The organism is Kitasatospora sp. NPDC049258 (genome assembly GCF_040678895.1).
In the GTDB taxonomy this organism is placed as follows: domain Bacteria; phylum Actinomycetota; class Actinomycetes; order Streptomycetales; family Streptomycetaceae; genus Kitasatospora.
Window position 1 is genome coordinate 78,729 of sequence record NZ_JBFAQT010000004.1, and the last position, 22,421, is coordinate 101,149.

Here is a 22,421-nt window from a genome sequence, read left to right on the forward strand (position 1 = left end):
TGTCCGCAGGAGAGCGCGCAGGGGCGCCGGGGGTGTCCCCGGCGCCCCTGCGGTGCGGCCCGCCGCCTACTCGGCCGGGGCCGGCGGCTCGTTGAACGCGGTGGCCAGCGCCGGGCCGACCAGATCGGTCTGCCACCCGCGGGCACCCAGCCGGCGCAGCGCCGCCGAGACGGTCTCGGCCGTCGCCTCGGCCGGCGGCTCCCAGGACACCCGGCGTACCAGGTCCGGGGTGATCAGGTTCTCGGCCGGCAGGTTGTGCTGCTCGGCCAGCGCCGCGACGGCCGCGCGGGCGCCGGTGAGCCGGGCCGCGGCCACCGGGTCCTTGTCCGCCCAGGCCCGCGGCGGCGGCGGACCGTCGTGCGGCGCGGAGGACGGCGGCAGCTGGTTCTCCGGGATCTCCCGGGCCCGCTGCAGCGCGGCCAGCCACTGGTCGAGCTGCCGGCGGTTCACCCGCGGACCGAAGCCGGACACGGCCAGCAGGGCCGGGGCGTTCAGCGGCATCGCCAGCGCGGCGTTGACGATCGCCAGGTCGGGCAGCACCCGGCCGGGGGAGACGTCGCGCTCCCGGGCGATCCGGTCGCGGGTCTGCCAGAGCTCGCGCACGGCGGCCAGCTGCCGGCGGCGGCGGACCTTGTGCAGCTGCGAGGTGCGCCGCCAGGGGTCGACCCGGGGGGCCGGCTTCGGTGCGTCGACCAGCGCGGCGAACTCCTCCAGCGCCCAGTCGAGCTTGCCCTGGGCGGCCAGCTCCTGTTCGAGCGCGTCCCGCAGCTCGACCAGCACCTCGACGTCCAGGGCCGCGTACCGCAGCCAGGGCTCGGGCAGCGGACGGGTGGACCAGTCCACCGCCGAATGCTCCTTGGCCAGCGAGAGCCCGAGCACGTTCTCCGTCATCGGACCGAGCCCGACCCGGGGGAACCCGGCCAGTCGCCCGGCCAGTTCGGTGTCGAACAGCCGGCGCGGCCGCATGCCGACCTCGGCCAGGCAGGGCAGGTCCTGGGTGGCCGCGTGGACCACCCACTCGGTGTCGGCCAGCGCCTCGCCGAGCCCGCTCAGGTCCGGACAGGCGATCGGGTCGATCAGCGCGGTGCCGGCCCCCGCCCGCCGGAGCTGGATCAGGTAGGCCCGCTGGCCGTAGCGGTAGCCGGAGGCCCGTTCGGCATCGACGGCGACCGGGCCGGTGCCGGCCGCGAAGGCGGCGACGGTCTCGGCCAGTGCCTCCTGGTCGGCCACGACGGGTGGCAGCCCCTCCCTCGGCTCGAGGAGCGGGACCGGGGCTGCTTCTTCTGGGATGGCTGCTACGGCGTCGGTCACCCCCCAAGGGTACGACGGCACCCGCTCCCGGGAGTGTTGTCGGACTGGTCAGACCGGGTTCGGACATATGCCGGAGACCGGGCCGGGCCGCCGGGAAGGGGAGGGACGGTGAAAAAGGCGGCGGCCCGGAGGAAACGTTCCTCCGGGCCGCCACCGCTGTGTCGGGGATGTGTGGGCCGGATCAGTGGATGATGCCCGTCCGCAGTGCGACGGCGACCATGCCCGCCCGGTCGCCGGTGCCCAGCTTGCGGGCGATCCGTGCCAGGTGGCTCTTGACCGTCAGCGCGGACAGGCCCATCGCGACGCCGATCGCCTTGTTGGACTGGCCCTCGGCGACCAGCCGGAGCACCTCGACCTCGCGGCCGGAGAGCTCCCGGTACGCCGAGGTCTGGGCGCCGGGAGCGCCGGGCGCACCCGGGGCACCGGGCGCTCCGGCCGCACCGGGCACCCCCGGCATGCCGGGCCGCCGCATCCGGCCGGCCATCCCGGCCGCACCGAGCGGCATCCCGGGGCGGCCGGGCATCGCGACGTTCGTCCTGGTCCCGGTGACCACGTAGCCCTTGACGCCGCCGGCCAGCGCGCTGCGGACCGCGCCGATGTCGTCGGCGGCGGAGAGCGCCAGACCGTTGGGCCAGCCCGCGGCGCGGGTCTCGGCGAGGATGGTCAGCCCGGAGCCGTCCGGGAGGTGGACATCGGCGATGCAGATGTCACGGGGGGTGGTGACCCGGGGGCGGGCCTCGGCAATCGAGGAGACCTCGATGACGTCGCGCACACCCAGGGCCCACAGGTGGCGGGTGACGGTGTTTCGGACGCGTGGGTCGGCGATGACCACCATGGCGGTGGGCTTCGTCGGACGGTACGCGACCACGTTTGCGGGGTGCTCGAGAAGGACCGACACCAGGCCTCCTGTGGGGAGTGGCGGACGGAACCCCGATGGGGCGGTCGGAGTGTTCCGCGTATGGAAAGGGTCACTGACACCTTCGGCAGCATGCGTGCCCGGCTTTAGCGAATGATCACGATCTAGTGAGTAACAATACGGACAATTCGCGCAGGTGACTGATGCGACATGCCCAGAAATCGCACAGGCTCGATCGATCTCCGACCTCAGATGGTCAAGTTTGGTCGGGTAATTGACACAGACCGCGACGGAAGTCACACTCCGTCAGCCCTGCGGGTGGCGTGGCGTCCAGCGTGCGGGGATGCCCTCTCAGTGGGGGCGCGGACGGCGGCGCGCGGGCATCGGCACCACTCCGCCGAGTGACGGGGCGTCCGGCAGCGGCAGCGGGGTCGGCACCGCCGGCGGCAGGCCGGCGCAGATGCAGAGCAGGTCGCCCCAGGCCGCCAGGTGCCGTTCGAACCGGCCGTCGGACGGGGTCCAGGAGGCGCGCAGCTCGATCTCGGTGGAGGACGGCCGGTCGGCGAGCGCGCCGAAGTACTGCGAGGCGCACCGGGTCACCGTGCCGCCCGGCGCCGTGTACCCGGCGCCGTGCGCCTGCAGCGCGTCCATCAGCCAGGCCCAGCCGACCTCGGTGAGCATCGGGTCGCCGGCCATCTCGGGCTCCAGCTCGGCCCGCGCCATGGTCACCACCCGGAAGTCGCCGTGCCAGGGCTCCTGGCCGGCCGGGTCGTGCAGCAGCACCAGCCGGCCGTCGGCCAGCTCCTCGCCGTCCACCTCGACCGTCGCGCCGATCGCGTACGCGAACGGGGCCAGCCGGCGCGGCGCGGGGGTGGGGGAGAGCACCAGCTCGGGGCGCAACCGAGCCCCGGCCAGCGCCTCGACCGCGTCCCGGAACTCGATCGGCGCCGACTCCTTGCCCGTTCCTCCACCGTGTGCGGGGTGCCCGCCGACCGCTGCCATGGTCTGAAGACTAGGTGGCGCGGCGCCGCATTCCGAGTACCTTTCGCCGGTCCGGCGTGCCGGGCGGGCCGCGAGCCGGGCATCTTGGACGAATCCACTACCCGCCCGGGCCGGGGGCGTGCCGGGCGCGTGCGAAGATTTGGAGCGTGAGCGAGACTTCCGCGGCCACCCCCGCAGCCCAGACCGGTCAGCAGCCCCTCGCGCGCCGCGGCGCCGCGTACGACTCCGCTTTCCTGCGGGCTGCCCGGGGTGAGCCGGTGCCGCACACCCCGGTGTGGTTCATGCGGCAGGCCGGCCGCTCGCTGCCGGAGTACCTGAAGGTGCGTGAGGGGATTCCGATGCTGGAGTCCTGCATGCGGCCGGAGCTGGTGAAGGAGATCACCCTGCAGCCGGTGCGCCGGCACGGGGTGGACGCCGCGATCTTCTTCAGCGACATCGTCGTCCCGCTCAAGGCGGTCGGCATCGACGTCGAGATCAAGGGCGGGGTCGGCCCGGTGATCGCCGACCCGATCCGCACCGCCGCCGACCTGCAGCGGCTGCGCCCGCTGGAGCCGGACGACATGCCGTACATCACCGAGGCCGTCGGCCTGCTGGTGGACGAGCTGGGTGGCACGCCGCTGATCGGCTTCGCCGGCGCCCCGTTCACGCTGGCCAGCTACCTGGTCGAGGGCGGCCCGTCGAAGAGCTACGAGAACACCAAGGCCATGATGTACGGCGCACCCGAGCTGTGGGCCGAGCTGGTGGACCGGCTGGCGGGCATCACCGCCGCCTTCCTGAAGATCCAGATCGAGGCCGGCGCCTCCGCGGTCCAGCTCTTCGACTCCTGGGCCGGCGCGCTCGCCCCCGAGGACTACCGTCGCTCGGTGCTGCCCGCCAGCAGCAAGGTGTTCGACGCGGTCGCCCCGTACGGCGTGCCGCGGATCCACTTCGGGGTCAACACCGGCGAACTGCTCGGCCTGATGGGCCAGGCCGGCGCGGACATCGTCGGGGTGGACTGGCGGGTGCCGCTGGACGTCGCCGCCGAGCGGGTCGGCCCCGGCAAGGGCCTCCAGGGCAACCTGGACCCGGCGGTGCTGTTCGCGCCCACCGCGGTGGTCGAGGCCAAGGCCCAGGAGGTGCTGGACGCCGCGGCCAAGGCGGTCGGCGACAGCCACCACATCTTCAACCTGGGCCACGGCGTGATGCCGAGCATGGACCCGGACGCGCTGAGCCGGCTGGTCGCCTACGTGCACGAGGCCAGCACCCGCTGAGCCCTGGCCGCCCGGTGCCCCCTCCGCCTGGACGGGGCACCGGGCGGCGTCGTCACTGCGGCGGGGCGGGAGCGGCCTGCGGCTCCGGCGGCGCGGTGGGCTGCGCCGGGACGGCCCCGGCCTCGGCCTCGGCCCCGGCCGGGTTCCCGGCGCGCCGCCGCCGCCGGCGCGGCCACCACAGCAGCAGCCCCGCCGGCACCAGCACCAGCAGGAACGGCGCCAGCGCGGCCAGCGCCACCAGCAGGCCCTGGACGATCGCGACCAGGACGTGCCAGCCGCCGCCCGCCGCGTGGCCGACCGAGGCCCACAGCCCGTCCTTCCTCGGCTTCGCCGGGGCCGGTTCGGCGGTCCGCTCGGCGTGCAGCTCCAGGGTGATGGTGGAGAACGAGGTCCGCGCGGACAGGGCCTGCTGCTGGCTCTTCAGCGACTCCAGATCGGCCTCGCGGCGGCTCAGCTCGCTCTCCAGCGAGACCACCTCCGCCAGCGTCTTCGCGTCCGCCATCAGCGCCCGCACCCGGTCCACGCTGGCCTGCTGGGTCTTCACCCGGCTGTCCACGTCCACCACCTGCTGGGTCAGGTCGTCCGCCTGGCTGGTCAGCCTGAGCGTCCGGGTGCCGAGCGCGGCCAGCTGGTCCAGGGCCCGCTGGTGGCCGCTGGAGGGCACCTTCAGGGTGAGCTGGGCGTCCTTGCCGGAGACGTTCTGGTTGGCGAGGTAGCCGCCGGCGGCCTGCGCCGCCTCGGTGGCCGCCGTCACCGCCTTGTCGATCTCCTTCACCTCCAGGCTCAGCTGCGCCTTGTACTCGATGTACCTCGGATCCGGGGCCGGGGCCGGGGCCGCCGACGGCTGGGCGGCGGGCTGGGCGGCCCCGCCGCCGGGGGCCGCCTTCCCGTCCGCCGGCGCCTTGCCGTCCGCGACGGCCGGCTTGCCGCCCTCCGCGACGGCGGCGGGGGCCGCCGCCTGGTCGCCCGCCGAGGCGCTGCTCCCGCCGGACCCGGCGCCGCACCCGCTCAGCAGCAGGACCGCCGCCACCCCCAGCGCGACCACAACTCTTCGTTCCGCCATGCTTCCTGGCCCTCCCCGTTGTCTTGGCACCGCCGTCGGTGGGCGGGCACTGCCGATTCGACGCGGCCGTGTCCCCGCAGGATCCCGCCGGTTGATCCCAACTCGGTCACGTACCGGCCGCGTTCGGATGTAGGCCGGGGGAGTCGGACGGCCGGTCAACCTCCGTGCACGCGCCCGTCGGTATCGTCCGGGCGAAGCCGGAGCGGCCGGCGCCCCGCCCGGTCGCGGTCGATCCGGACGGGCTGGTCCTGGGGCGCCGGGTAGGACCTGGGAGACTTCCAGGCATGGCAGAACCTCATGTCGTGGTGGTCGGTGGTGGCATCGCGGGGCTGGCCGCGGCCGCGTTCCTGAGCTCCGGAGCGGGCCGGGTCACCCTGCTGGAGGCCTCCGGGCGGCTCGGCGGGAAGCTGATGGCGGGGGAGGTCGGCGGCGTCCGGGTCGACCTCGGGGCGGAGTCGATGCTGGCCCGTCGGCCGGAGGCGGTGGAGCTCGCCCGGCTGGTCGGGCTGGGGGCGGAGCTGGAGCCGCCGAGCACCGCCAAGGCGGCCGTGTGGACCAGGGGCGGCCTGCGCCCGCTGCCCGCGGGGCAGGTGATGGGTGTCCCCGGCGACCTGGACGCGCTGGCGGCCTGCGGGGTGCTCTCGCCCGAGGGGCTGGAGCGGGCCCGGCACGAGGTGGCGGCCGAGGCGGGCGAGGACGTCGCGATCGGCGCCTACGTCGCGGCCAGGCTCGGCCGCGAGGTGGTCGACCGGCTGGTCGAGCCGCTGCTCGGCGGCGTCTACGCGGGCCGCGCCGACGAGATCTCGCTGCGCGCCGCCGTCCCGGCGCTGCTGCCGATCGCCCAGGGGGGCGGTTCGCTGGTCGAGGGCGTGGGCGCGCTGGCCGGCCGGGCGAAGGACAGCGGCCCGGTCTTCCAGGGGCTGCGGGGCGGCATCGGCACCCTGCCCGAGGCCGTCGCGGCCTACTGCCGCAAGGCCGGCGCCGAGCTGCGCACCGACAGCCCGGTGACCGAGCTGCGCCGCACCCCCGAGGGCTGGCAGCTCGTCACCGGCGGCGAGGTGCTGTCCGCGGACGCGGTGGTGCTCGCCGTCCCGGCCCCGCGGGCGGCCGCGCTGCTGCGGCCCGACCTGCCGGGCGCGGCCGGCGAGCTGGACGGGATCGAGTACGCCGGGATGGCGCTGGTCACGATGGTCTTCCGGCGCGCCGAGCTGGCCGCGCCGCTCACCGGCAGCGGCTTCCTGGTACCGCCGGTCGACGGCCGGTCGATCAAGGCGTCGACCTTCTCCTCGAACAAGTGGGGCTGGCTGGACCGCGCCGCCCCGGACGCCTTCCTGCTGCGCACCTCGCTCGGCCGCTACCGCGAGGAGCAGGCGCTCGCGCTGGCGGACGAGGAGCTGGTGGCCCGGTCGCTCGCCGACCTGGCGGAGGCGGTGGGCCTGCGCGCGAAGCCGTACGACACCGCCGTCACCCGCTGGGCCGGCGGTCTGCCGCAGTACCCCGTCGGGCACCTGGACCGGGTGGCCCGGATCCGGGCCGCCGTGGCGGGGGCCGGCGCTCTGGCGGTGTGCGGCGCGGCGTACGACGGGGTGGGCATCCCGGCCTGCATCGCCGGTGCCCGCCGGGCGGTGGCGCAGCTCGCACAGCACGTCGGCGGGCCGACCCCGGCGCGGGGCGGATCCGGTACGGAAGGGACAATGGGCGCATGACTGAGACCACTGAAGAACAGCCTGTGAAGAAGAAGGCCCGCGACCTCAACCAGGTCATCCGCTACACCATGTGGTCGGTGTTCAAGCTGAAGGGTGAGCTGCCCGAGGACCGGGCCGCGCTGGCCGCCGAGGTGGAGGAGCTGTTCGCGCAGCTGGACGCCAAGGACGTCACCGTCCGCGGCACCTACGACGTCTCCGGCCTGCGCGCCGACGCCGACCTGATGGTCTGGTGGCACGCGGAGGACTCGGACGACCTCCAGGAGGCGTACAACCGCTTCCGCCGCACCGCCGTCGGCCGGGTGCTGGAGCCGGTCTGGTCGAACATGGCGCTGCACCGCCCGGCCGAGTTCAACAAGTCGCACATCCCGGCGTTCCTGGCCGACGAGCGCGCGCGCGACTACGTCTGCGTCTACCCGTTCGTCCGCTCCTACGAGTGGTACCTGCTCCCGGACGAGGAGCGCCGGGCGATGCTCGCCGAGCACGGCATGATGGCCCGCGGCTACCCGGACGTGCGGGCCAACACGGTCGCCTCCTTCGCGCTCGGCGACTACGAGTGGCTGCTCGCCTTCGAGGCGGACGAACTGCACCGGATCGTCGACCTGATGCGTGACCTGCGCCCGTCCCGGGCCCGGCTGCACGTGCGCGAGGAGGTCCCGTTCTTCACCGGGCGCCGCAAGCCCGTCGCGGAGCTGCTGGCCGGCCTGGTCTGAGCCACCGCTCCCGGCCGCCGATCGGGCGGGCGGCGCGCGGCGCTCAGTGCCGCAGCGCCGCCCGCAGCCGGGCGTCGGTGACCGCCTCGGGACCGACCATCGCCACCGCCGTGAGCAGTTCCCGCTCGGCCTCGTCCACCGGGCCGCCGTGCTGCTGCGGCAGCGTGGCCGAGCGCAGCGCCTGCTCCCCGGCCGGCGCGGCCCACCGGGTGTAGGGCTGGACGTCGACCCGGGCCATCAGCAGGGTGCCGCCGGTGAGGATCAGCGGTAGCGAGAACCAGGCGAGCGCCGCCCCCGTGTCGCCCGGCTCGGTGCTCCCCGGCAGCAGCGCCGCCGCCAGCAGGGCCAGCCCGAGCAGAAAGGCGTGCCGCACCCGGCGGACCGCCAGCGAGGTGCGCTCGCGCACCTCGGCCGGGGTGGCCAGCCCGGCGGCCGCGAGCCGCTCGCCGATCTCCAGCACGGTGGCGTGTCCGGCCAGCGCGGCCCGCAGCTGGGCCGTCCGGCACTGGCCGTCGCCGCCGACCGCGCCGATCACCGCTCGCTCCAGCCGGCTGCGGCCCTGCGGGTCCACCACCGTGGTCCAGCCGGTGTGGGCCAGGTGCAGCCGGCCCCGGCCCGCCATCAGCACCAGGACCAGGTCGACCACCCTGGTCGGCCCGCCGGCCAGGTACGCGGTCTCGTACAGCCCGACGCCGGCCAGCTGGTCCGGCCGGGCCACCGCGCTGCCCGCGACCGGGTCGAAGGTGGCCGCGACCCGGACCAGCCGCAGACAGGACAGCACGGCGGTGAAGCAGGCGGGGATCAGCAGGATCAGCCACATGTGGCTGTTGTAGACCGGCCCGGGACACCGCGGAAGCGGAACCCCGGACCGCGATACCGAACTGTGACCGCGCCGGGCAGGTCAGGAGCCGCAGCTGCTGCCGCCACCGCAGCTGGACCCGCAGCTGGAGGAGCTGCCGCAACTGCTGGACGAGCCGCAACTGCTGCTGGACGAGCCGCAGCTGGACGAGGAACTCCCGCAGCTGCTGCCCGACGCACCGCAGCTGCTGGACGAGCCGCAGCTGGACGAGCTGCCGCAGCTGGAGGAGGAGCTGCAACTGCTGGAGGACGCCCCGCACCAGGTGGTCGAGCTGCCGAAGTCGGAGCCGGACGAGGCCGCGGTGCCGGCCTGGACCCGGGCCAGCATCGCGTCCCGCAGCACCTCGTCGGTCAGCACCGCCGCGCCGCCGAGCGCCACCCCGCCGTACAGCAGCAGGTCCCCGGCGGCGCCGGACACGTCGTGCGGGCGCCAGGGCGAACCCTGCTGCATCAGCGACAGCTGGCGCCGGCCCGCCGGGGTGATCCGGGCCGGCCCGGGCCGGGTCGCCACCAGGCCGATCACCCCGACGATCAGCAGCAGCGCGAAGGCGGGGAACGGCGGGAAGGAGACGCCGGCGGACCCTTCGGAGATCTGCCGCACCCAGGAGACCGAGCCCACCACGGCCAGCACCAGCGTGGCCAGCATCGCCAGCCACCAGAACCGCCGGGCCCGGACCACCGCGCGGTGCAGGTCGGGGCGGCGCATCAGCCCGCGGGCGGCCAGCCGGTCACCGATCTGCTGCACCGCGGGCGCGCGGACCGCCACCTTGCGCAGCGCGGCCAGCTCCAGCCGCCGCGCCGGTCCGGCGGCCTCGATCAGCGCGGCCTCCACGGCGTCCCGGGGCGCCGGGTCGGTGATCGTGACCGTCTTGTCGCGGGCCACCACGGCCCGCCCCTCGCGCTCCATCCGGACGATCACGGTGTCGACCACCCGGGTGGGGCCGCCGGCCAGGAAGGCGGCGTCCAGCAGGGCCAGCCCGCGGCCGGGCAGCCCCTGCGGGTCGGTGACCCGCCGCATCCGCCGCAGCGCGATCGAGGTCCAGAGCATGGCGGCCGCCACCAGCGCGGCGGCGATCATGAATTCGGTGTGCCACATGGCGATTTCCCCCGTAGAACGTGTCGATGTGTGGAGCCCCGACGGGGCCGGGCCGGTCGTCGGACCGGCCGTCGGGCCCGGGGCGGCCGAGAGGCTAGCGGATGCCCCACCGGCGGCGGGGTCGGCGCTCGTCCGCCGGCCGCAGCCACTGCCCGAGCGCGCCGCGCCACGGGGTGGCCGCCTCGTGGGCCAGCGCCCACTCGGCGAAGGCCCGGGCGTCCGCCCGGTAGCCCCCGGTCTGCCGGTGCTGCGCGGCGTACCGGCGGAACAGCGGGTGGTACGCCTCGCCGAGGATCGCCGCCAGCTCGGGCGCCACCCGGGCCACCGTGTCCCGGCGCTTGGCGGCCAGCCCCTCGGCCTGGATCCGGACCTGCGCCGGGTCGAAGCCCTCCGGCACCGGGCCGCCGTCGACCAGCGCCGCCACCAGTGCGGCCTGCCGGTGGGCCAACCCGGCCCGGGCCACGACCAGTTCGGCGTCGCCGCCCTCGCCGCGGCGCAGGTACTCGTCCTGCTCAGACATGCTGCACCCGCCGCTCCAGCACCCGGCGGATCTCCGCCAGCTCGCCCGCCAGCTCGGCCGGGGGCGGGAAGTTCTCGTCCCGCTCCAGCAGCACGCCGGGCGGGTCGGTGCGCGCGCACAGCTCGGCGAGCACCTCCAGGACGGGCGCGCCGACCGGGTGCGCGTGGGTGTCGTGCCAGACGCCGTCGCGCTCGACCCCGCCCGCCACGTGCACGTAGGCGATCGCCTCCAGCGGCAGCCGGTCCAGCTCGGCGGTGACGTCCAGGCCGAGGTTGACCCGGTTGGTGTGCAGGTTGGCGACGTCGATCAGCAGCCGGACCCCCGTCCGCTCGACCAGCTCCGCCAGGAACTGCCCCTCGGTCAGCTCGTCCTCGGGCCAGCGCAGGTGGGCCGCGACGTTCTCCAGGGCCAGCGGCACCGGCAGCTCCTGCTGGGCGATCCGGATGTTCTCCGCGATCACCACCAGCGACTCCCGGGAGCGCGGCACCGGCAGCAGGTGGCCCGCCTCCAGACCACCGGCCCGGACGAAGGCCAGGTGCTCGGTGACCAGCGGCGCCGCCACGGCCTCGGCCACCTCGGCGAGCCGGGCCAGCCGGCCCCGGTCCGGGAGTTCGGCCCCGCCGAGGCCCAGCGAGACGCCGTGCGGCACCACCGTGACGCCGCGCGCCCGCAGTGCGTGCAGCGACTCCGGCAGATGGCCGGCGCAGATGTTCTCGGCCACCACCTCGACCCAGTCCAGGTCGGGCAGCCGTTCCACCGCGGTGTCGATCTCCGACCGCCAGCCGATGCCGACGCCCAGCCGGGGTGTTCCGGATCCAACGGACTTCATGTGTGACGCCTCCTTCCGGAGGACTTGCCGAACGGCGGGAGGAAGGTGTGGGACCGGTGCGGGCGGGGGAGCCTCGTCGCACATCCGCCCCGTTGCTGAGGGTGTATCCCCGGCGCCCCGCTGCCAACCCGCACCCGGCAATCTCAGAGCTGAACTTGAGCTTTCCGCGGGGCCACGGGTTATTCAGCGGCGCTTCAGCACCGGAGTGGCTAACGTGACGCCCCTATGACCGTGACCGTCCGTGCCTTCCGCCCCGGCGACGCCCCCGCCGCGGCCGCCGCCTACCGGGCCGGCCGCCCCCACCTGGTGATCACCCCCGAGGTGGTCGGCTGGCTGGCCGCCCGTCCGCACTACCACCTGCTGGTCGCCGAGTCGGACCACCGGGTGGTCGGCACGGCGCGGTTCGGGCCGCTGACCGACAGCGCCGAGGCCGGCCAGGCCTTCCTCAACGTCAGCGTGGAGCCCGAGCACCGCCGCCGCGGCGCCGGCGGCGCCCTGCTGCGCGCCGCCGAGCGGGCGCTGGCCGACCTCGGCACCGTCACCGCGCACGGGTGGGTCGACGACCTGCCGGGCGCCCTGGCCTTCGCCGCCCGGCACGGCTACCGGGCCGGCCGGGACGCGCACTTCGGCGCGCTGGACCTCACCGCCGGCCTGCCGCCGCTGCCCGGGCCGCCCCCGGGTGTGGAACTGCGCCGGGCCGCCGACTACCTGGACGACCCGTACCCGCTCTACCTGGTGGACGTGGCCGGCGCGCTGGACGAGCCCGGGGACATCGCCCTGAACGCGCAGCCGTACCAGGAGTGGCTCGCCGAGATCTGGCAGCGGCCGGACCTCGACCGCGACCTCACCACCGTCGCCGTGGTGGACGGCGCCCCGGCGGCCTTCAGCTCGGTGCAGACCGACGGCGCCCGCCGCTACTGGTCGGCCTTCACCGCCACCCGCCCGGAGTACCGCGGCCGGGGGCTGGCCAAGCTCGCCAAGCTGGACTCCCTCCACCGGGCCCGGGCGGCCGGCTGCACGGCCGCCTACACCAGCAACGACGGCTCCAACGCGCCGATGCTGGCGATCAACGAGTGGCTGGGCTACCGCCGCTGCGCCACCGAGTTCAAGCACAGCCGGGACCTCTCGGCCTGACGCGGGCCCTCACTCGATGTCCACCCCGTGCGCGCGGGCCAGGCCCGCCAGGCCGTCCGCCCAGCCCTGGCCCACCGCGCGCAGCTTCCACACCTCGTCCGCGGCGCCCGCCCGGTGCCGGTAGACCTCGGCCACCAGCATCGCCGAGATGCCGGGATCGGCCGGCGGGGCGAAGGCCCAGCCGGCGCCGGCCGCGCCGCGCACCTCCAACCGGGCGTCCCGCAGCTGCCCGCAGTCCGCGTCGGAGTCGGCGTCCATGTTCACCGAGACGGCGATCCGGTGCACGGCGGCCGGCAGCGCGGTCGGGCGGATCACGGCGGTCTCGGTGGCGACGCCCTCGGCGACGGTCCGCCGGCCGAGCGCGACCGCTCCGCCGACCGCGCTCGGCTGGTGGTAGAAGACGAAGTCCTCGTCGGCGCGTACCCGCCCGTCCGCGGTGAGCAGCAGCAGGGTCAGGTCGGCGTCGGCGCCGGCCGAGCTGAACGAGACGGTCAGCTCGGCGAGTTCGGCGCTCGGCAGGACGGTGTTCTGGCCCGGCGCCAGCGGCTGCGCCGGGCTCCGGCGGGCCCGGGCGGGCCGGGCGCCGAGCCGGCCCCGCAGGCCGTGCTCGTGCAGCAGCTCCACCAGCTGGGCGCCGTCGACCAGGGTCAGCGGCTTGCCCTTGACCCAGTCCCGCGAGCCCTTGCCGAAGGTCGCGGTGGTCACCAGGATGCCCTTGTTGGCACCGTGGTGGACCCGGGTGGCGTCCAGGTCGCGGACGGCGGTCGGATCGACCCGCCCGCGGTAGCGCTTGGCCTGGATGACGATCTGCCCGCCGGTGATCGGGTCCGGGTCCTCGGCCACCACGTCCACGCCCTGGTCGCCGCTGCGCGCCGTGGTCCTGGTCACGAAGCCGCGCCGGCGGAAGAGTTCGGCGACCAGCTCCTCGAAGACCAGCGGGTCCATCACGAAGAGGTCCGGCTCCTCGCCGTCCACCGACGGCTCGTACGCAGGGGCGGCCGGGGCGGCGGGCTCCGCCGGCCGGTCGGCCGGATCGGCGGTGCGCCCGACCGGGACGGCCAGCAGCTTCTCCGGACGGGCGGAGAGCCGGCCGCCCAGCCCGTCGACCAGGCAGCTCACCGGTTCGACCCGGTCCAGCGCGAGCGCCCGGAAGGCGTCCCGGGTGACGGTCACGGTCAGCAGGAAGCGCCGGCCGGGCTGCCCGGTGGCCGGATCGGGCGCCTGCACGTAGCCGTTCAGCGTCACGGAGTCGAGCAGCCCGTCGGCGTCCGCCCGGTACAGCTCGGTGAGCACCCGCAGCGCGCACTGGGCCAGCACCTCGCGGTAGACCTCCTTGCGCTCGGTGGCCGAGCGGGGCATCTCGGCCTCGCGGTCGTCCACCTTGACGTACCGGTACCGGGCGAGGCCGGGCACGATCGAGGGCTCCGGCAGCTGCCGGTCGACCACCAGGTGCCGCTCGGCCGCGTCCCAGGCGGCGGCGCACTCCTGCGGCATCTCGTCGGGCCAGTCCCCCCGCCAGGCCAGCGCGGTCTCGAAGTACTCGGCCACGGCGGTGCTGGAACCCGAGCCGAGTTCGGCCGCCAGCCGCCGGGCCGGCTCACCCTGCGCGGCGGCGGCTCGGCGCTGCCCGGCCGCCCAACTCTCGTACTGCGCGCGGTACTCGGCGAGCTGCCCGAGGCGCTGGCGCTCGGCCTCCTGGGCCGCGTACCAGTCGTGCTCGAAGCGGGCCCGGGCGTGCGCGAGCCGCTCCTCGTACTCCCGCCGGATCCGGGGGTCGAACAGCTGCTGCTCGGTCGGCGGGACCACCTGGTACCAGGACTGGTCGGGCAGCGGGACGGGCAGGCCCAGCCGGCCGGGGTCGAACGGCGCGGGCTCGGCCGCCCGCCCGAGCTCGGCGAGCCGGAAGGCCGGGCCGGCCAGCCCCTGGGCCAGGATGCCGCGCAGCTCTGCCATCCGGGCGTCCAGCTCGGCCGTGCGACGCGCCGCGTCCGCCTCCCTGGCCTGCTGGTAGGCGCGCAGCGCCTCGCGCTGCCCCTGGGCGGCCGCCCGCTGCGCGGCACGCTGCTCGCGTTCGTACCGGGCCTGGGCGGTGGCGGCGGCCTTGCGCTGCGCCTCCGCCTGGCGATGCTGCTCCAGCTGGGCCTGCGCCAGCATCGCCAGTACTCCAGTGCCGTGCCGTGCCACCGTGCTCCTCCCGCCCTGCCTGACCGATGATCAGTCTGGCACGGCCCGGGGAGCCCGGTGGCGGCGGTGATCGTACGGTTACCCGGCGGACTCCTGCACGGGCCGCAGCGTCAGCGAGATGCTGTTGATGCAGTACCGCTGGTCGGTCGGCGTCCCGTAGCCCTCGCCCTCGAAGACGTGGCCCAGGTGGCCGCCGCAGTTCGCGCAGCGCACCTCCACCCGGCGCATGCCCAGCGTGGTGTCCTCGATGTACTCGACCCGGTCGCCGGCCAGCGGCGCGTAGTAGGACGGCCAGCCGCAGTGGCTGTCGAACTTGGTCTCGCTGCTGAACAGCTCGCTCCCGCAGGCGCGGCAGGCGTACACCCCGACGGTCTTGGTGTCGGTGTACTCGCCGACGAACGGGCGCTCGGTGCCGGCCTCGCGGAGTACGTGGTACTCCTCGGGGGACAGCTGCGCGCGCCACTCGGCGTCGGTCTTCTGGATCTCGTAGCTCACGGCTGGCTCCCCGGGTCGGCTGGTGTCAGTCCCTTGCTGCAACGCCGCCGAGGGCCTCCAGAATTTCGGGGCCGAGGTTGGTGACGTCACCGGCGCCCATGGTGAGCACCAGGTCGCCGGGCCGGGCCAGGGTGGCGAGCAGGGCGGGGGCGGCCGGGAAGGAGTGCTCGGCGGTGACCTCGGCACCGGCCCGGCGGGCCGCGTCGATGATCAGCTCGCTGGTGACCCCGGGGATCGGGTCCTCGCGGGCCGGGTAGATGTCGAGCACCACCGAGGCGTCGGCCAGCGCCAGCGCCTGGCCCATCTCCTCGGCCAGCTGCTGGGTCCGGCTGAACAGGTGCGGCTGGAAGACCACCAGCACCCGGCCGGCGGCGGCCTCGCGGATCGCCTCCAGGTCGGCGGCCATCTCGGTCGGGTGGTGCGCGTAGGAGTCGATCACCTGGACGCCGGCGGCCTCGCCCTTGAGCTGGAGGCGGCGCCGGACCCCGGTGTAGCTGCCGATCGCCTTCGCCAGATCGGCGGCCGGCACCCCCAGCGCGACGCCGGCGGCCAGGGCCGAGGCCGCGTTGTGCGCGTAGTGCCGGCCGGGCACCGAGACGGTGAAGCCCAGCTCGGCCCCGTCCAGCTCGACGGTGACCTCGCTGGTCATCCCGCGCGCCACCACCGAGCGCACCCGCAGGTCGGCGTCCTCGGCGGCGCCGACGGTGACGATGTTCAGCCCCGGCCGGCCGGCCACCCGGGCGGTCAGCTCCCGGGCCCCCGGGTGGTCGGCGGAGACCACCAGGGTGCCGCCGGGCGCGATCCGCCCGACGAAGGTCTCGAAGGACTCGTAGATCTCTTCCATCGAGGCGTAGTTGGCGTGGTGGTCTAGCTCCACGTTGAGCACGATCGCCACCTCGGGCGCGTACTTGTGGAAGCTGCGGTCGCTCTCGTCCGCCTCGGCGACGAAGATGTCGCCGGTGCCGTGGTGGGCGTTGGAGCCGGGGGCGTCGAGGTCGCCGCCGATCGCGTACGACGGGTCCAGGCCCAGCTCGCCGAGGCTGACCGCGAGCATGCTGGTGGTGGTGGTCTTGCCGTGGGTGCCGGCCACCGCCAGCGCCCGGCGGCCGCCCATCAGCGCGGCCAGCGCGTCGGAGCGGTGCACCACCGGGATGCCGCGCTCGCGGGCGGCGGCCAGCTCCGGGTTGTCGGCGCGGATCGCGCTGGAGACCACGATGCTGCTGGTCCCGGCCGGGACGTTGGCCGCGGCGTGGCCGATGTGCACCTCGGCCCCGAGCGCGCGCAGCGCCAGCACCGTCTCGGACTCCTTCGAGTCGCTGCCGGACACCCTGGCGCCGCGCACCGCGAGGATCTTCGCCAGGCCGGACATGCCGGCGCCGCCGATGCCGATGAAGTGCGGGGCGTGCAGGTCGTGGGCGGCGTCGTTCAAGAGAGTGCTCCGTACTCGGGTGCGGCGGGCAGGCCGTGGCGGCCGGACGGCGAATCGTCCTCGCGGAGGTTCCGCAAGGACGATTCTGCACTACCGGGCGGTGGCCCCTAGGAGTCGCGGGCGAACAGCTTCAGCACCGGGACACCCACCTTGTGGCGGGCCTGCGAGGCCCAGTCCCGGTGGAAGAACTCCTCCACGAAGTGCGGCGAGGTGAGCACCAGCACCTCGTCGGCGCCGTGCTGCTCGACCACCCCGCGCAGCCGCTCCAGCGGGTCGTCCTCGATCACGACCCCGCTCGCCTCGGCACCGGCCCGCCTCAGGTGGCGCAGGCTGTGCTCGAGCGATTCGCTCGCAAGAGTGGGGCTGTCGGCGTCATCGTGCTCGTGCACCGCCTTGTCGAGATGGCCGAGGGCCACGTCGTCGAGCGCGCGCAGCAGCTCGTCCTGCCGTCCGCGCGGTTGCATCAGCACGACGAACGAGACCTTCTCCTCGCCGTGGAGCGTGGTGACCAGCTCCACGTCGGCGTCGGAGAGCGCCTTTTCGATCATCAATACGGTCTTGAACACGTGAGTCCCTTCGCTGTCGCAGGCCCCCGGGTCCGGTGTCCCTTCTCATACTGCCCGGAGGAAGCTTTCCTCACGCTGCCCACGCGCCACATGGGCCACGGGCGCAGGCGATCACCGGACGTCGGGGGCCGGGTCCGCCGCCGCCCGCGTGTAGCGGGTGAAGAGGAACCCCTCCTGCTCGATCAGCGACACCAGCCGCATCCGCTGCGCGGCCGGCAGCCGCGGCCCGGCCACGATCCGCGGCGAATCCCCGCCGGAGACCAGCGGTGCCAGCGACAGGCAGAGCTCGTCCAGCAGCCCGGCCGCCGCCAGCTGCCCCAGCAGCCGGGGCCCGCCCTCGGTCAGCTGCCTGGTCCACCCCCGGTCGGCCAGCTCCGCGACCGCCGCGGGCAGGTCCACCGAGGAGGTGCCGGCCACCACCAGATCGGCCACCCGGGCCAGCTCCCGGCGTGCCCCGGCCGGCGAGTCCTCGCAGGTCACGACCACGGTCCGGACCAGCGGGTCGGTGAACAGCGGGGCCGTCGGATCCAGCTCCAGCCCGCGCGAGACGATCGCGATCGCCGGCGCCGGCCGCTGGCCCGCCGCCTCCCGCGCCGCCGCGAACTCCGCCCGCGCCCGGGCCGGCCGGTACCCCTCGGCCCGCACCGTCTGCGCGCCCACCAGCACCACGTCGGACAGCGCCCGGAGCACCCCGAAGATCCGCTTGTCGGCGGCGCCGGAGAGCCCCTCGGACAGACCGTCCAGCCGGGCCGCGCCGTCCAGGCCGGACACCATGTTGGCGCGCAGCCAGGCCCGGCCCCGCCGGACCTGCTCCGGGTAGGCGTACACCTCGGCCAGCGACTGGAGCGACCACAGGTCCTCCACCGGCCCCGACAGGGGGTTGATCAGCTGCTGCATGCTCCCGAGTCTTCCACTCCCGCACCCGTGGGAGGCCCGGCAGGAGGGGCGTACCCTTTCCACGTGTCTGCTGCCCCTCACCCCGAGACCGCCGAAGCGATAGCCGCGCCCCGACCGGCCGCGCTCGCCGACCGGCGCCCCGTCGTGTCCGCCGAACGCCTGGTGGCCGAGATGGTCCCGCCGCCGCGCTTCACCGGAGTCAGCTTCGGCAGCTACATCCCGGACCGCACCCAGCCCAGCCAGTACGAGGCGGTGCAGGTCCTGGAGCAGTTCGCCGCGAGCCTCAACGCCGCCGCGGACGGCGCCCCCAGGCGGAGCTGGTTCCGCCGCTCCGCCCCGGTGCCCGCCGGCCCGTCCGGCATCTACCTGGACGGCGGCTACGGCGTCGGCAAGACCCACCTGCTGGCCTCGCTCTGGCACGCCACCCCCGGCCCCAAGTCCTTCGGCACCTTCGTGGAGCTGACCAACCTGGTCGGCGCGCTCGGCTTCCAGCAGGCCGTGCAGACCCTCTCCGGGCACCGGCTGCTGTGCATCGACGAGTTCGAGCTGGACGACCCGGGCGACACCGTACTGGTCTCCACCCTGCTCGGCCGGCTGGTGGACAACGGGGTCAAGCTCGCCGCCACCTCCAACACCCTCCCGGAGAAGCTCGGCGAGGGCCGGTTCGCGGCCACCGACTTCCTGCGCGAGATCCAGGGCCTGTCCGCGCACTTCCGCCCGCTGCGGATCGACGGCCAGGACTACCGGCACCGCGGCCTGCCCGAGGCCCCGCCGCCGTACTCCGACGCCGAGGTGACCGAGCGGGCCGGCCGGGCCCCGGGCGCGGTGCTGGACGACTTCGACGGGCTGCTGGAGCACCTCAAGGAGGTCCACCCGAGCCGCTACGGCGCCCTGCTGGACGAGGTCGGCGCGGTCTTCCTGCACGGCGTGCACCAGGTCGACGACCAGTCCACCGCGCTGCGCCTGGTGGTGCTCGCCGACCGGATGTACGACCGGGAGCTGCCGATCACCGCCTCCGGCGTCCCGTTCGACCAGGTGTTCCCCGAGGAGCTGCTGCGCGGCGGCTACCGCAAGAAGTACCTGCGGGCGATCTCCCGCCTGGTCGCCCTGGCCCGCGACAGCGCCAAGGCCTGACCTGGCCGCACGGCGCCGCGTCCTACCGGGCGGAAGGCCGGGACCCCGGCAGAATCGGGGTGCGGGGCCGCCCGACGGCGGCCGCGGTCGCCGACCCGAGAGGACCTCGTCATGCCCGACTTCCAGCCGAAGCAGGACCGCCTGATCGTCAAGCCGATCGGCGGCGCCGGCCAGGGCGACGCCGACACCCGCCGGGGCGAGGTGATGGCGGTCGGGCCCGGCCGGGTGCTGGAGAGCGGCAAGCTGCACCCGCTGGACGTCAAGGTCGGCCAGGTGATCCTCTTCACCGCCTTCGCCGGCTCCGAGGTCGAGGTGGGCGGTGAGACCTATGTGGAGATCCCCGAGGACGAGATCCTGGCGCTGTCCGCCGAGGACTGAGACCCGCCGTCGGCCGCCCCGCGCGCTCAGCCGGCCGGCAGCAGCCCGGCCCGCCGGGCCGCCGTCCGCCAGGCGGCCGACACCGCCGCGTACGCCTGCGCGGTGGCCGCTTCGGTGTCGCCGGTCAGCCGGAGGGGCGCGCCGACGTGCACGTGCAGGGCCGGCCGGCGCAACGGTGCGGTGGCCAGCCCGGCCAGCTGCTTGGCCCGCGATCCGGAGCTGATCCGCCGGGAGCCCGCCTGCCCGACCGGTACCACCGGCGCGCCGGTGGCCGCCGCGAGCCGGGCCAGGCCGGTGCGGAACGGGCCGGGCGCGCTCTCCCCGGCGTCCACCCGGCGCGGCAGCCGGCCCTCGGGGTAGATCACCACCACCCGGCCGGCCGCCAGTGCCTCGGCGGCCGCCGCCAGCGACTCGGCCGCCCGCTCGCTGCCCCGGTGCACCGGGATGTGCCCGCCGCGCACCAGGGCCCCGGCGAGCACCGGGATCCGCCACAGCCCGGCGGTCGCCAGCACCACCGGCCGCACCCCGAGCCGGTCCACCGCGGCCAGCACCACCCCGGGGTCGACCAGCGCGGAGTGGTTGGCCGCCACGATGCTGCCCGGCGCGATCGCGGCGCCCTCCTCGGTGCTGACCCGCAGCCGGCCGAGGGCCGGGACGGCGGTGCGGGCGACGGTGCTGAGCATGGGCTGGTCCTCGGGTCGGTGCGGCGTCGGCACCACAGTGTCCCGCCCGCCCCGCACCGCCCGCCTGAGCCCCCGTACTCAACCCGCGGCGGGCCCGGCCCGACCCCGCGCCGCCGGATCCCGGCCCGGCCCGACCCCGCGCCGCCGGATCCCGGCCCGGATTGTCGGTGCCGGGTCGTACGGTGGTCTCGTGCGACCCATCACGAGTATCGAGCGGTCCGTGGCGCCTTTCGAGGTCGTCAGTCCCTACCAGCCCAACGGCGACCAGCCGGCGGCCATCGCCGAGCTGGAGCGCCGGATCCGCGCGGGCGAGAAGGACGTCGTCCTGCTCGGCGCCACCGGCACCGGCAAGTCGGCGACCACCGCCTGGATGATCGAGAAGCTCCAGCGGCCCACCCTGGTGATGGCGCCGAACAAGACCCTGGCCGCCCAGCTGGCCAACGAGTTCCGCGAGCTGCTGCCGAACAACGCGGTGGAGTACTTCGTCTCGTACTACGACTACTACCAGCCCGAGGCCTACGTCCCGCAGACGGACACCTACATCGAGAAGGACTCCTCGATCAACGAGGAGGTCGAGCGGTTGCGCCACTCGGCGACCAACTCGCTGCTCACCCGCCGTGACGTGGTGGTGGTCGCCTCGGTCTCCTGCATCTACGGCCTCGGCACCCCGCAGGAGTACGTCGACCGGATGGTCCGGCTCAAGGTCGGCGAGGAGGTCGACCGGGACGCCCTGCTGCGCCGCTTCGTCGACATCCAGTACACCCGCAACGACCTGGCCTTCACCCGCGGCACCTTCCGGGTCCGCGGCGACACCATCGAGATCTTCCCGGTGTACGAGGAGCTCGCCGTCCGGATCGAGATGTTCGGCGACGAGATCGAGGCGCTCTACACCCTCCACCCGCTGACCGGCGAGATCATCAGCCAGGACGACTCCATCTACGTCTTCCCCGCCTCGCACTACGTCGCCGGCCCCGAGCGGATGGAGCGCGCGGTCAACGACATCGAGAAGGAGCTGGAGGACACCCTCGCCCGGATGGAGAAGCAGGGCAAGCTGCTGGAGGCCCAGCGGCTGCGCATGCGGACCACCTACGACATCGAGATGCTGCGTCAGATCGGCACCTGCTCCGGCGTGGAGAACTACTCGATGCACTTCGACGGCCGCGAGCCCGGCTCCCCGCCGAACACGCTGCTGGACTACTTCCCGGAGGACTTCCTCCTGGTGATCGACGAGTCGCACGTCACCGTCCCGCAGATCGGCGCGATGTACGAGGGGGACGCCTCCCGCAAGCGGACCTTGGTCGAGCACGGCTTCCGGCTGCCCTCCGCGATGGACAACCGCCCGCTGAAGTGGGAGGAGTTCCTGGGGCGGATCGGGCAGACGGTCTACCTCTCGGCCACCCCCGGCAAGTACGAACTCTCGCGCGGCGACGGCGTGGTGGACCAGATCATCCGCCCGACCGGCCTGATCGACCCCGAGGTGATCGTCAAGCCGACCGAGGGCCAGATCGACGACCTGGTGCACGAGATCCGCACCCGGGTGGAGAAGGACGAGCGGGTCCTGGTCACCACCCTGACCAAGAAGATGTCCGAGGACCTCACCGACTACCTGCTCGGGCTGGACATCCGGGTCCGCTACCTGCACAGCGACATCGACACCCTGCGCCGGGTCGAGCTGCTGCGCGAGCTGCGCGCGGGCGAGTACGACGTGCTGGTCGGCATCAACCTGCTCCGGGAGGGCCTCGACCTCCCCGAGGTCTCCCTGGTGGCGATCCTGGACGCGGACAAGGAGGGCTTCCTGCGCTCCGGCACCTCGCTGATCCAGACCATCGGCCGCGCCGCCCGTAACGTCTCGGGCCAGGTCCACATGTACGCCGACCGGATCACCCCGGCGATGGAGCTGGCGATCTCGGAGACCAACCGGCGCCGCGAGGTCCAGCAGGCGTACAACACGGCCAACGGCATCGATCCGCAGCCGCTGCGCAAGAAGATCGGCGACATCCTCGCCACCATGTCCCGGGAGGACGTGGACACCGAGGAGCTGCTCGCCACCGGTTACCGCGGGCAGGGCAAGGGCAAGGCCCCGGTGCCGGCCCTGGGGGCCGGGCGCAAGCCGGCGAAGAGCCTGCCCGCCACCGAACTGGCGGAGCTGATCCAGGAGATGACCGACCGGATGCACACCGCGGCCGGCGAGCTCCAGTTCGAGGTCGCGGCCCGGCTGCGGGACGAGATCCGGGAGCTGAAGAAGGAGCTCCGGCAGATGCGGGAGGCCGGGATGGTCTGAGGGCCGCCGGCTTTGTCTCAGGACCGCCACAAAGCGGGG

Annotated in this window: 19 protein-coding genes and 1 pseudogene; 7 read left to right on the forward strand and 13 right to left on the reverse strand. The window is 74.7% G+C overall.

The window, feature by feature from the left end:
- Positions 1-66: 66 nt before the first annotated feature.
- The 3 genes from AB0K43_RS05130 to AB0K43_RS05140 form a co-directional block, all read right to left on the reverse strand.
- Positions 67-1,311: a ribonuclease D gene (locus AB0K43_RS05130; protein WP_363635914.1), complete on the reverse strand. Its 1,245-nt coding sequence runs from the start codon at positions 1,309-1,311 to the stop codon at positions 67-69.
- A 181-nt stretch (positions 1,312-1,492) separates the two neighbouring features.
- The gene (locus AB0K43_RS05135; RefSeq protein ID WP_363635916.1) at positions 1,493-2,209 is read right to left on the reverse strand and encodes a response regulator transcription factor; all 717 of its coding nucleotides are present in this window, start codon (positions 2,207-2,209) and stop codon (positions 1,493-1,495) included.
- Positions 2,210-2,518: 309 nt separating this feature from the next.
- The gene (locus AB0K43_RS05140) at positions 2,519-3,169 is read right to left on the reverse strand and encodes a DUF3000 domain-containing protein (RefSeq protein WP_363635918.1); all 651 of its coding nucleotides are present in this window, start codon (positions 3,167-3,169) and stop codon (positions 2,519-2,521) included.
- A gap of 233 nt (positions 3,170-3,402) precedes the next feature.
- Here AB0K43_RS05140 and hemE point away from each other — a divergent pair, with 233 nt between their 5' ends.
- Complete coding sequence (gene hemE, locus AB0K43_RS05145; RefSeq protein ID WP_363636272.1) at positions 3,403-4,419, forward strand: uroporphyrinogen decarboxylase; 1,017 nt, start codon at positions 3,403-3,405, stop codon at positions 4,417-4,419.
- A gap of 52 nt (positions 4,420-4,471) precedes the next feature.
- Here the strand turns inward: hemE and AB0K43_RS05150 are convergent, their stop codons facing one another.
- Positions 4,472-5,482, reverse strand: a complete 1,011-nt coding sequence (locus tag AB0K43_RS05150; RefSeq protein WP_363635920.1) for a DUF4349 domain-containing protein — start codon at positions 5,480-5,482, stop codon at positions 4,472-4,474.
- Positions 5,483-5,766: 284 nt separating this feature from the next.
- Between AB0K43_RS05150 and hemG the strand changes: the two genes are divergently transcribed.
- Both hemG and hemQ read left to right on the forward strand, forming a co-directional pair.
- Positions 5,767-7,188, forward strand: a complete 1,422-nt coding sequence (hemG, locus tag AB0K43_RS05155; protein ID WP_363635922.1) for a protoporphyrinogen oxidase — start codon at positions 5,767-5,769, stop codon at positions 7,186-7,188.
- Entirely contained in the window at positions 7,185-7,898 is a 714-nt protein-coding gene (gene hemQ, locus AB0K43_RS05160; RefSeq protein ID WP_363635924.1) for a hydrogen peroxide-dependent heme synthase, read from the forward strand. Before hemG ends, hemQ begins: the two co-directional genes overlap by 4 nt.
- Before the next feature lie 43 nt (positions 7,899-7,941).
- Here hemQ and AB0K43_RS05165 read toward each other — a convergent pair whose 3' ends face one another.
- The 3 genes and pseudogenes from AB0K43_RS05165 to AB0K43_RS05175 form a co-directional block, all read right to left on the reverse strand.
- Entirely contained in the window at positions 7,942-8,718 is a 777-nt protein-coding gene (locus AB0K43_RS05165) for a TIGR04222 domain-containing membrane protein (RefSeq protein ID WP_363635926.1), read from the reverse strand.
- Between the two features lie 81 nt (positions 8,719-8,799).
- Positions 8,800-9,852: a TIGR04222 domain-containing membrane protein gene (locus AB0K43_RS05170; RefSeq protein ID WP_363635928.1), complete on the reverse strand. Its 1,053-nt coding sequence runs from the start codon at positions 9,850-9,852 to the stop codon at positions 8,800-8,802.
- A pseudogene (locus AB0K43_RS05175) lies at positions 9,831-11,201 on the reverse strand (DUF692 domain-containing protein). The gene AB0K43_RS05170 and the pseudogene AB0K43_RS05175 overlap by 22 nt, the downstream one beginning before the upstream one ends.
- 225 nt (positions 11,202-11,426) lie before the next feature.
- On the opposite strand from AB0K43_RS05175, the gene AB0K43_RS05180 reads away from it, so the two are divergent.
- Positions 11,427-12,335 carry a GNAT family N-acetyltransferase gene (locus tag AB0K43_RS05180; RefSeq protein WP_363635930.1) on the forward strand — a complete coding sequence of 303 codons (909 nt, stop codon included), beginning with the start codon at positions 11,427-11,429 and terminating at the stop codon, positions 12,333-12,335.
- 9 nt (positions 12,336-12,344) lie between these two features.
- Here AB0K43_RS05180 and AB0K43_RS05185 read toward each other — a convergent pair whose 3' ends face one another.
- From AB0K43_RS05185 to AB0K43_RS05205, 5 genes are all read right to left on the reverse strand, one after another.
- Positions 12,345-14,489, reverse strand: coding sequence for a restriction endonuclease (locus AB0K43_RS05185; RefSeq protein WP_363635932.1), 2,145 nt, complete (start codon positions 14,487-14,489; stop codon positions 12,345-12,347).
- A gap of 108 nt (positions 14,490-14,597) precedes the next feature.
- Positions 14,598-15,014 carry a peptide-methionine (R)-S-oxide reductase MsrB gene (gene msrB / locus AB0K43_RS05190; RefSeq protein ID WP_363635934.1) on the reverse strand — a complete coding sequence of 139 codons (417 nt, stop codon included), beginning with the start codon at positions 15,012-15,014 and terminating at the stop codon, positions 14,598-14,600.
- A gap of 25 nt (positions 15,015-15,039) precedes the next feature.
- Positions 15,040-16,443, reverse strand: a complete 1,404-nt coding sequence (gene murC, locus AB0K43_RS05195; protein WP_363635936.1) for a UDP-N-acetylmuramate--L-alanine ligase — start codon at positions 16,441-16,443, stop codon at positions 15,040-15,042.
- Between the two features lie 107 nt (positions 16,444-16,550).
- Positions 16,551-17,009: an indole-3-glycerol phosphate synthase gene (locus AB0K43_RS05200; protein ID WP_363635938.1), complete on the reverse strand. Its 459-nt coding sequence runs from the start codon at positions 17,007-17,009 to the stop codon at positions 16,551-16,553.
- 111 nt (positions 17,010-17,120) lie between these two features.
- Positions 17,121-17,906, reverse strand: a complete 786-nt coding sequence (locus AB0K43_RS05205; RefSeq protein WP_363635940.1) for a pyrimidine reductase family protein — start codon at positions 17,904-17,906, stop codon at positions 17,121-17,123.
- Positions 17,907-17,969: 63 nt separating this feature from the next.
- On the opposite strand from AB0K43_RS05205, the gene zapE reads away from it, so the two are divergent.
- Both zapE and AB0K43_RS05215 read left to right on the forward strand, forming a co-directional pair.
- The gene (gene zapE / locus AB0K43_RS05210; protein ID WP_363635942.1) at positions 17,970-19,040 is read left to right on the forward strand and encodes a cell division protein ZapE; all 1,071 of its coding nucleotides are present in this window, start codon (positions 17,970-17,972) and stop codon (positions 19,038-19,040) included.
- 111 nt (positions 19,041-19,151) lie between these two features.
- Positions 19,152-19,418: a co-chaperone GroES gene (locus AB0K43_RS05215; protein WP_363635944.1), complete on the forward strand. Its 267-nt coding sequence runs from the start codon at positions 19,152-19,154 to the stop codon at positions 19,416-19,418.
- A 26-nt stretch (positions 19,419-19,444) separates the two neighbouring features.
- Here the strand turns inward: AB0K43_RS05215 and AB0K43_RS05220 are convergent, their stop codons facing one another.
- Entirely contained in the window at positions 19,445-20,101 is a 657-nt protein-coding gene (locus AB0K43_RS05220) for a lysophospholipid acyltransferase family protein (protein WP_363635946.1), read from the reverse strand.
- Between the two features lie 190 nt (positions 20,102-20,291).
- Here AB0K43_RS05220 and uvrB point away from each other — a divergent pair, with 190 nt between their 5' ends.
- Positions 20,292-22,382 carry an excinuclease ABC subunit UvrB gene (gene uvrB / locus AB0K43_RS05225; protein WP_363635948.1) on the forward strand — a complete coding sequence of 697 codons (2,091 nt, stop codon included), beginning with the start codon at positions 20,292-20,294 and terminating at the stop codon, positions 22,380-22,382.
- The last annotated feature ends 39 nt before the right edge of the window (positions 22,383-22,421 follow it).

Coding starts and splice junctions, on each gene's coding strand:
- AB0K43_RS05165 (WP_363635926.1), bottom strand. CDS start 8,718: ATGTGGCTGATCCTGCTGATCCCCGCCTGCTTCACCGCCGTGCTGTCC.
- AB0K43_RS05140 (WP_363635918.1), bottom strand. CDS start 3,169: ATGGCAGCGGTCGGCGGGCACCCCGCACACGGTGGAGGAACGGGCAAG.
- AB0K43_RS05215 (WP_363635944.1), top strand. CDS start 19,152: ATGCCCGACTTCCAGCCGAAGCAGGACCGCCTGATCGTCAAGCCGATC.
- AB0K43_RS05180 (WP_363635930.1), top strand. CDS start 11,427: ATGACCGTGACCGTCCGTGCCTTCCGCCCCGGCGACGCCCCCGCCGCG.
- AB0K43_RS05150 (WP_363635920.1), bottom strand. CDS start 5,482: ATGGCGGAACGAAGAGTTGTGGTCGCGCTGGGGGTGGCGGCGGTCCTG.
- AB0K43_RS05185 (WP_363635932.1), bottom strand. CDS start 14,489: ATGCTGGCGCAGGCCCAGCTGGAGCAGCATCGCCAGGCGGAGGCGCAG.
- AB0K43_RS05170 (WP_363635928.1), bottom strand. CDS start 9,852: ATGTGGCACACCGAATTCATGATCGCCGCCGCGCTGGTGGCGGCCGCC.
- AB0K43_RS05220 (WP_363635946.1), bottom strand. CDS start 20,101: ATGCTCAGCACCGTCGCCCGCACCGCCGTCCCGGCCCTCGGCCGGCTG.
- hemG (WP_363635922.1), top strand. CDS start 5,767: ATGGCAGAACCTCATGTCGTGGTGGTCGGTGGTGGCATCGCGGGGCTG.
- hemQ (WP_363635924.1), top strand. CDS start 7,185: ATGACTGAGACCACTGAAGAACAGCCTGTGAAGAAGAAGGCCCGCGAC.
- AB0K43_RS05205 (WP_363635940.1), bottom strand. CDS start 17,906: ATGCAGCAGCTGATCAACCCCCTGTCGGGGCCGGTGGAGGACCTGTGG.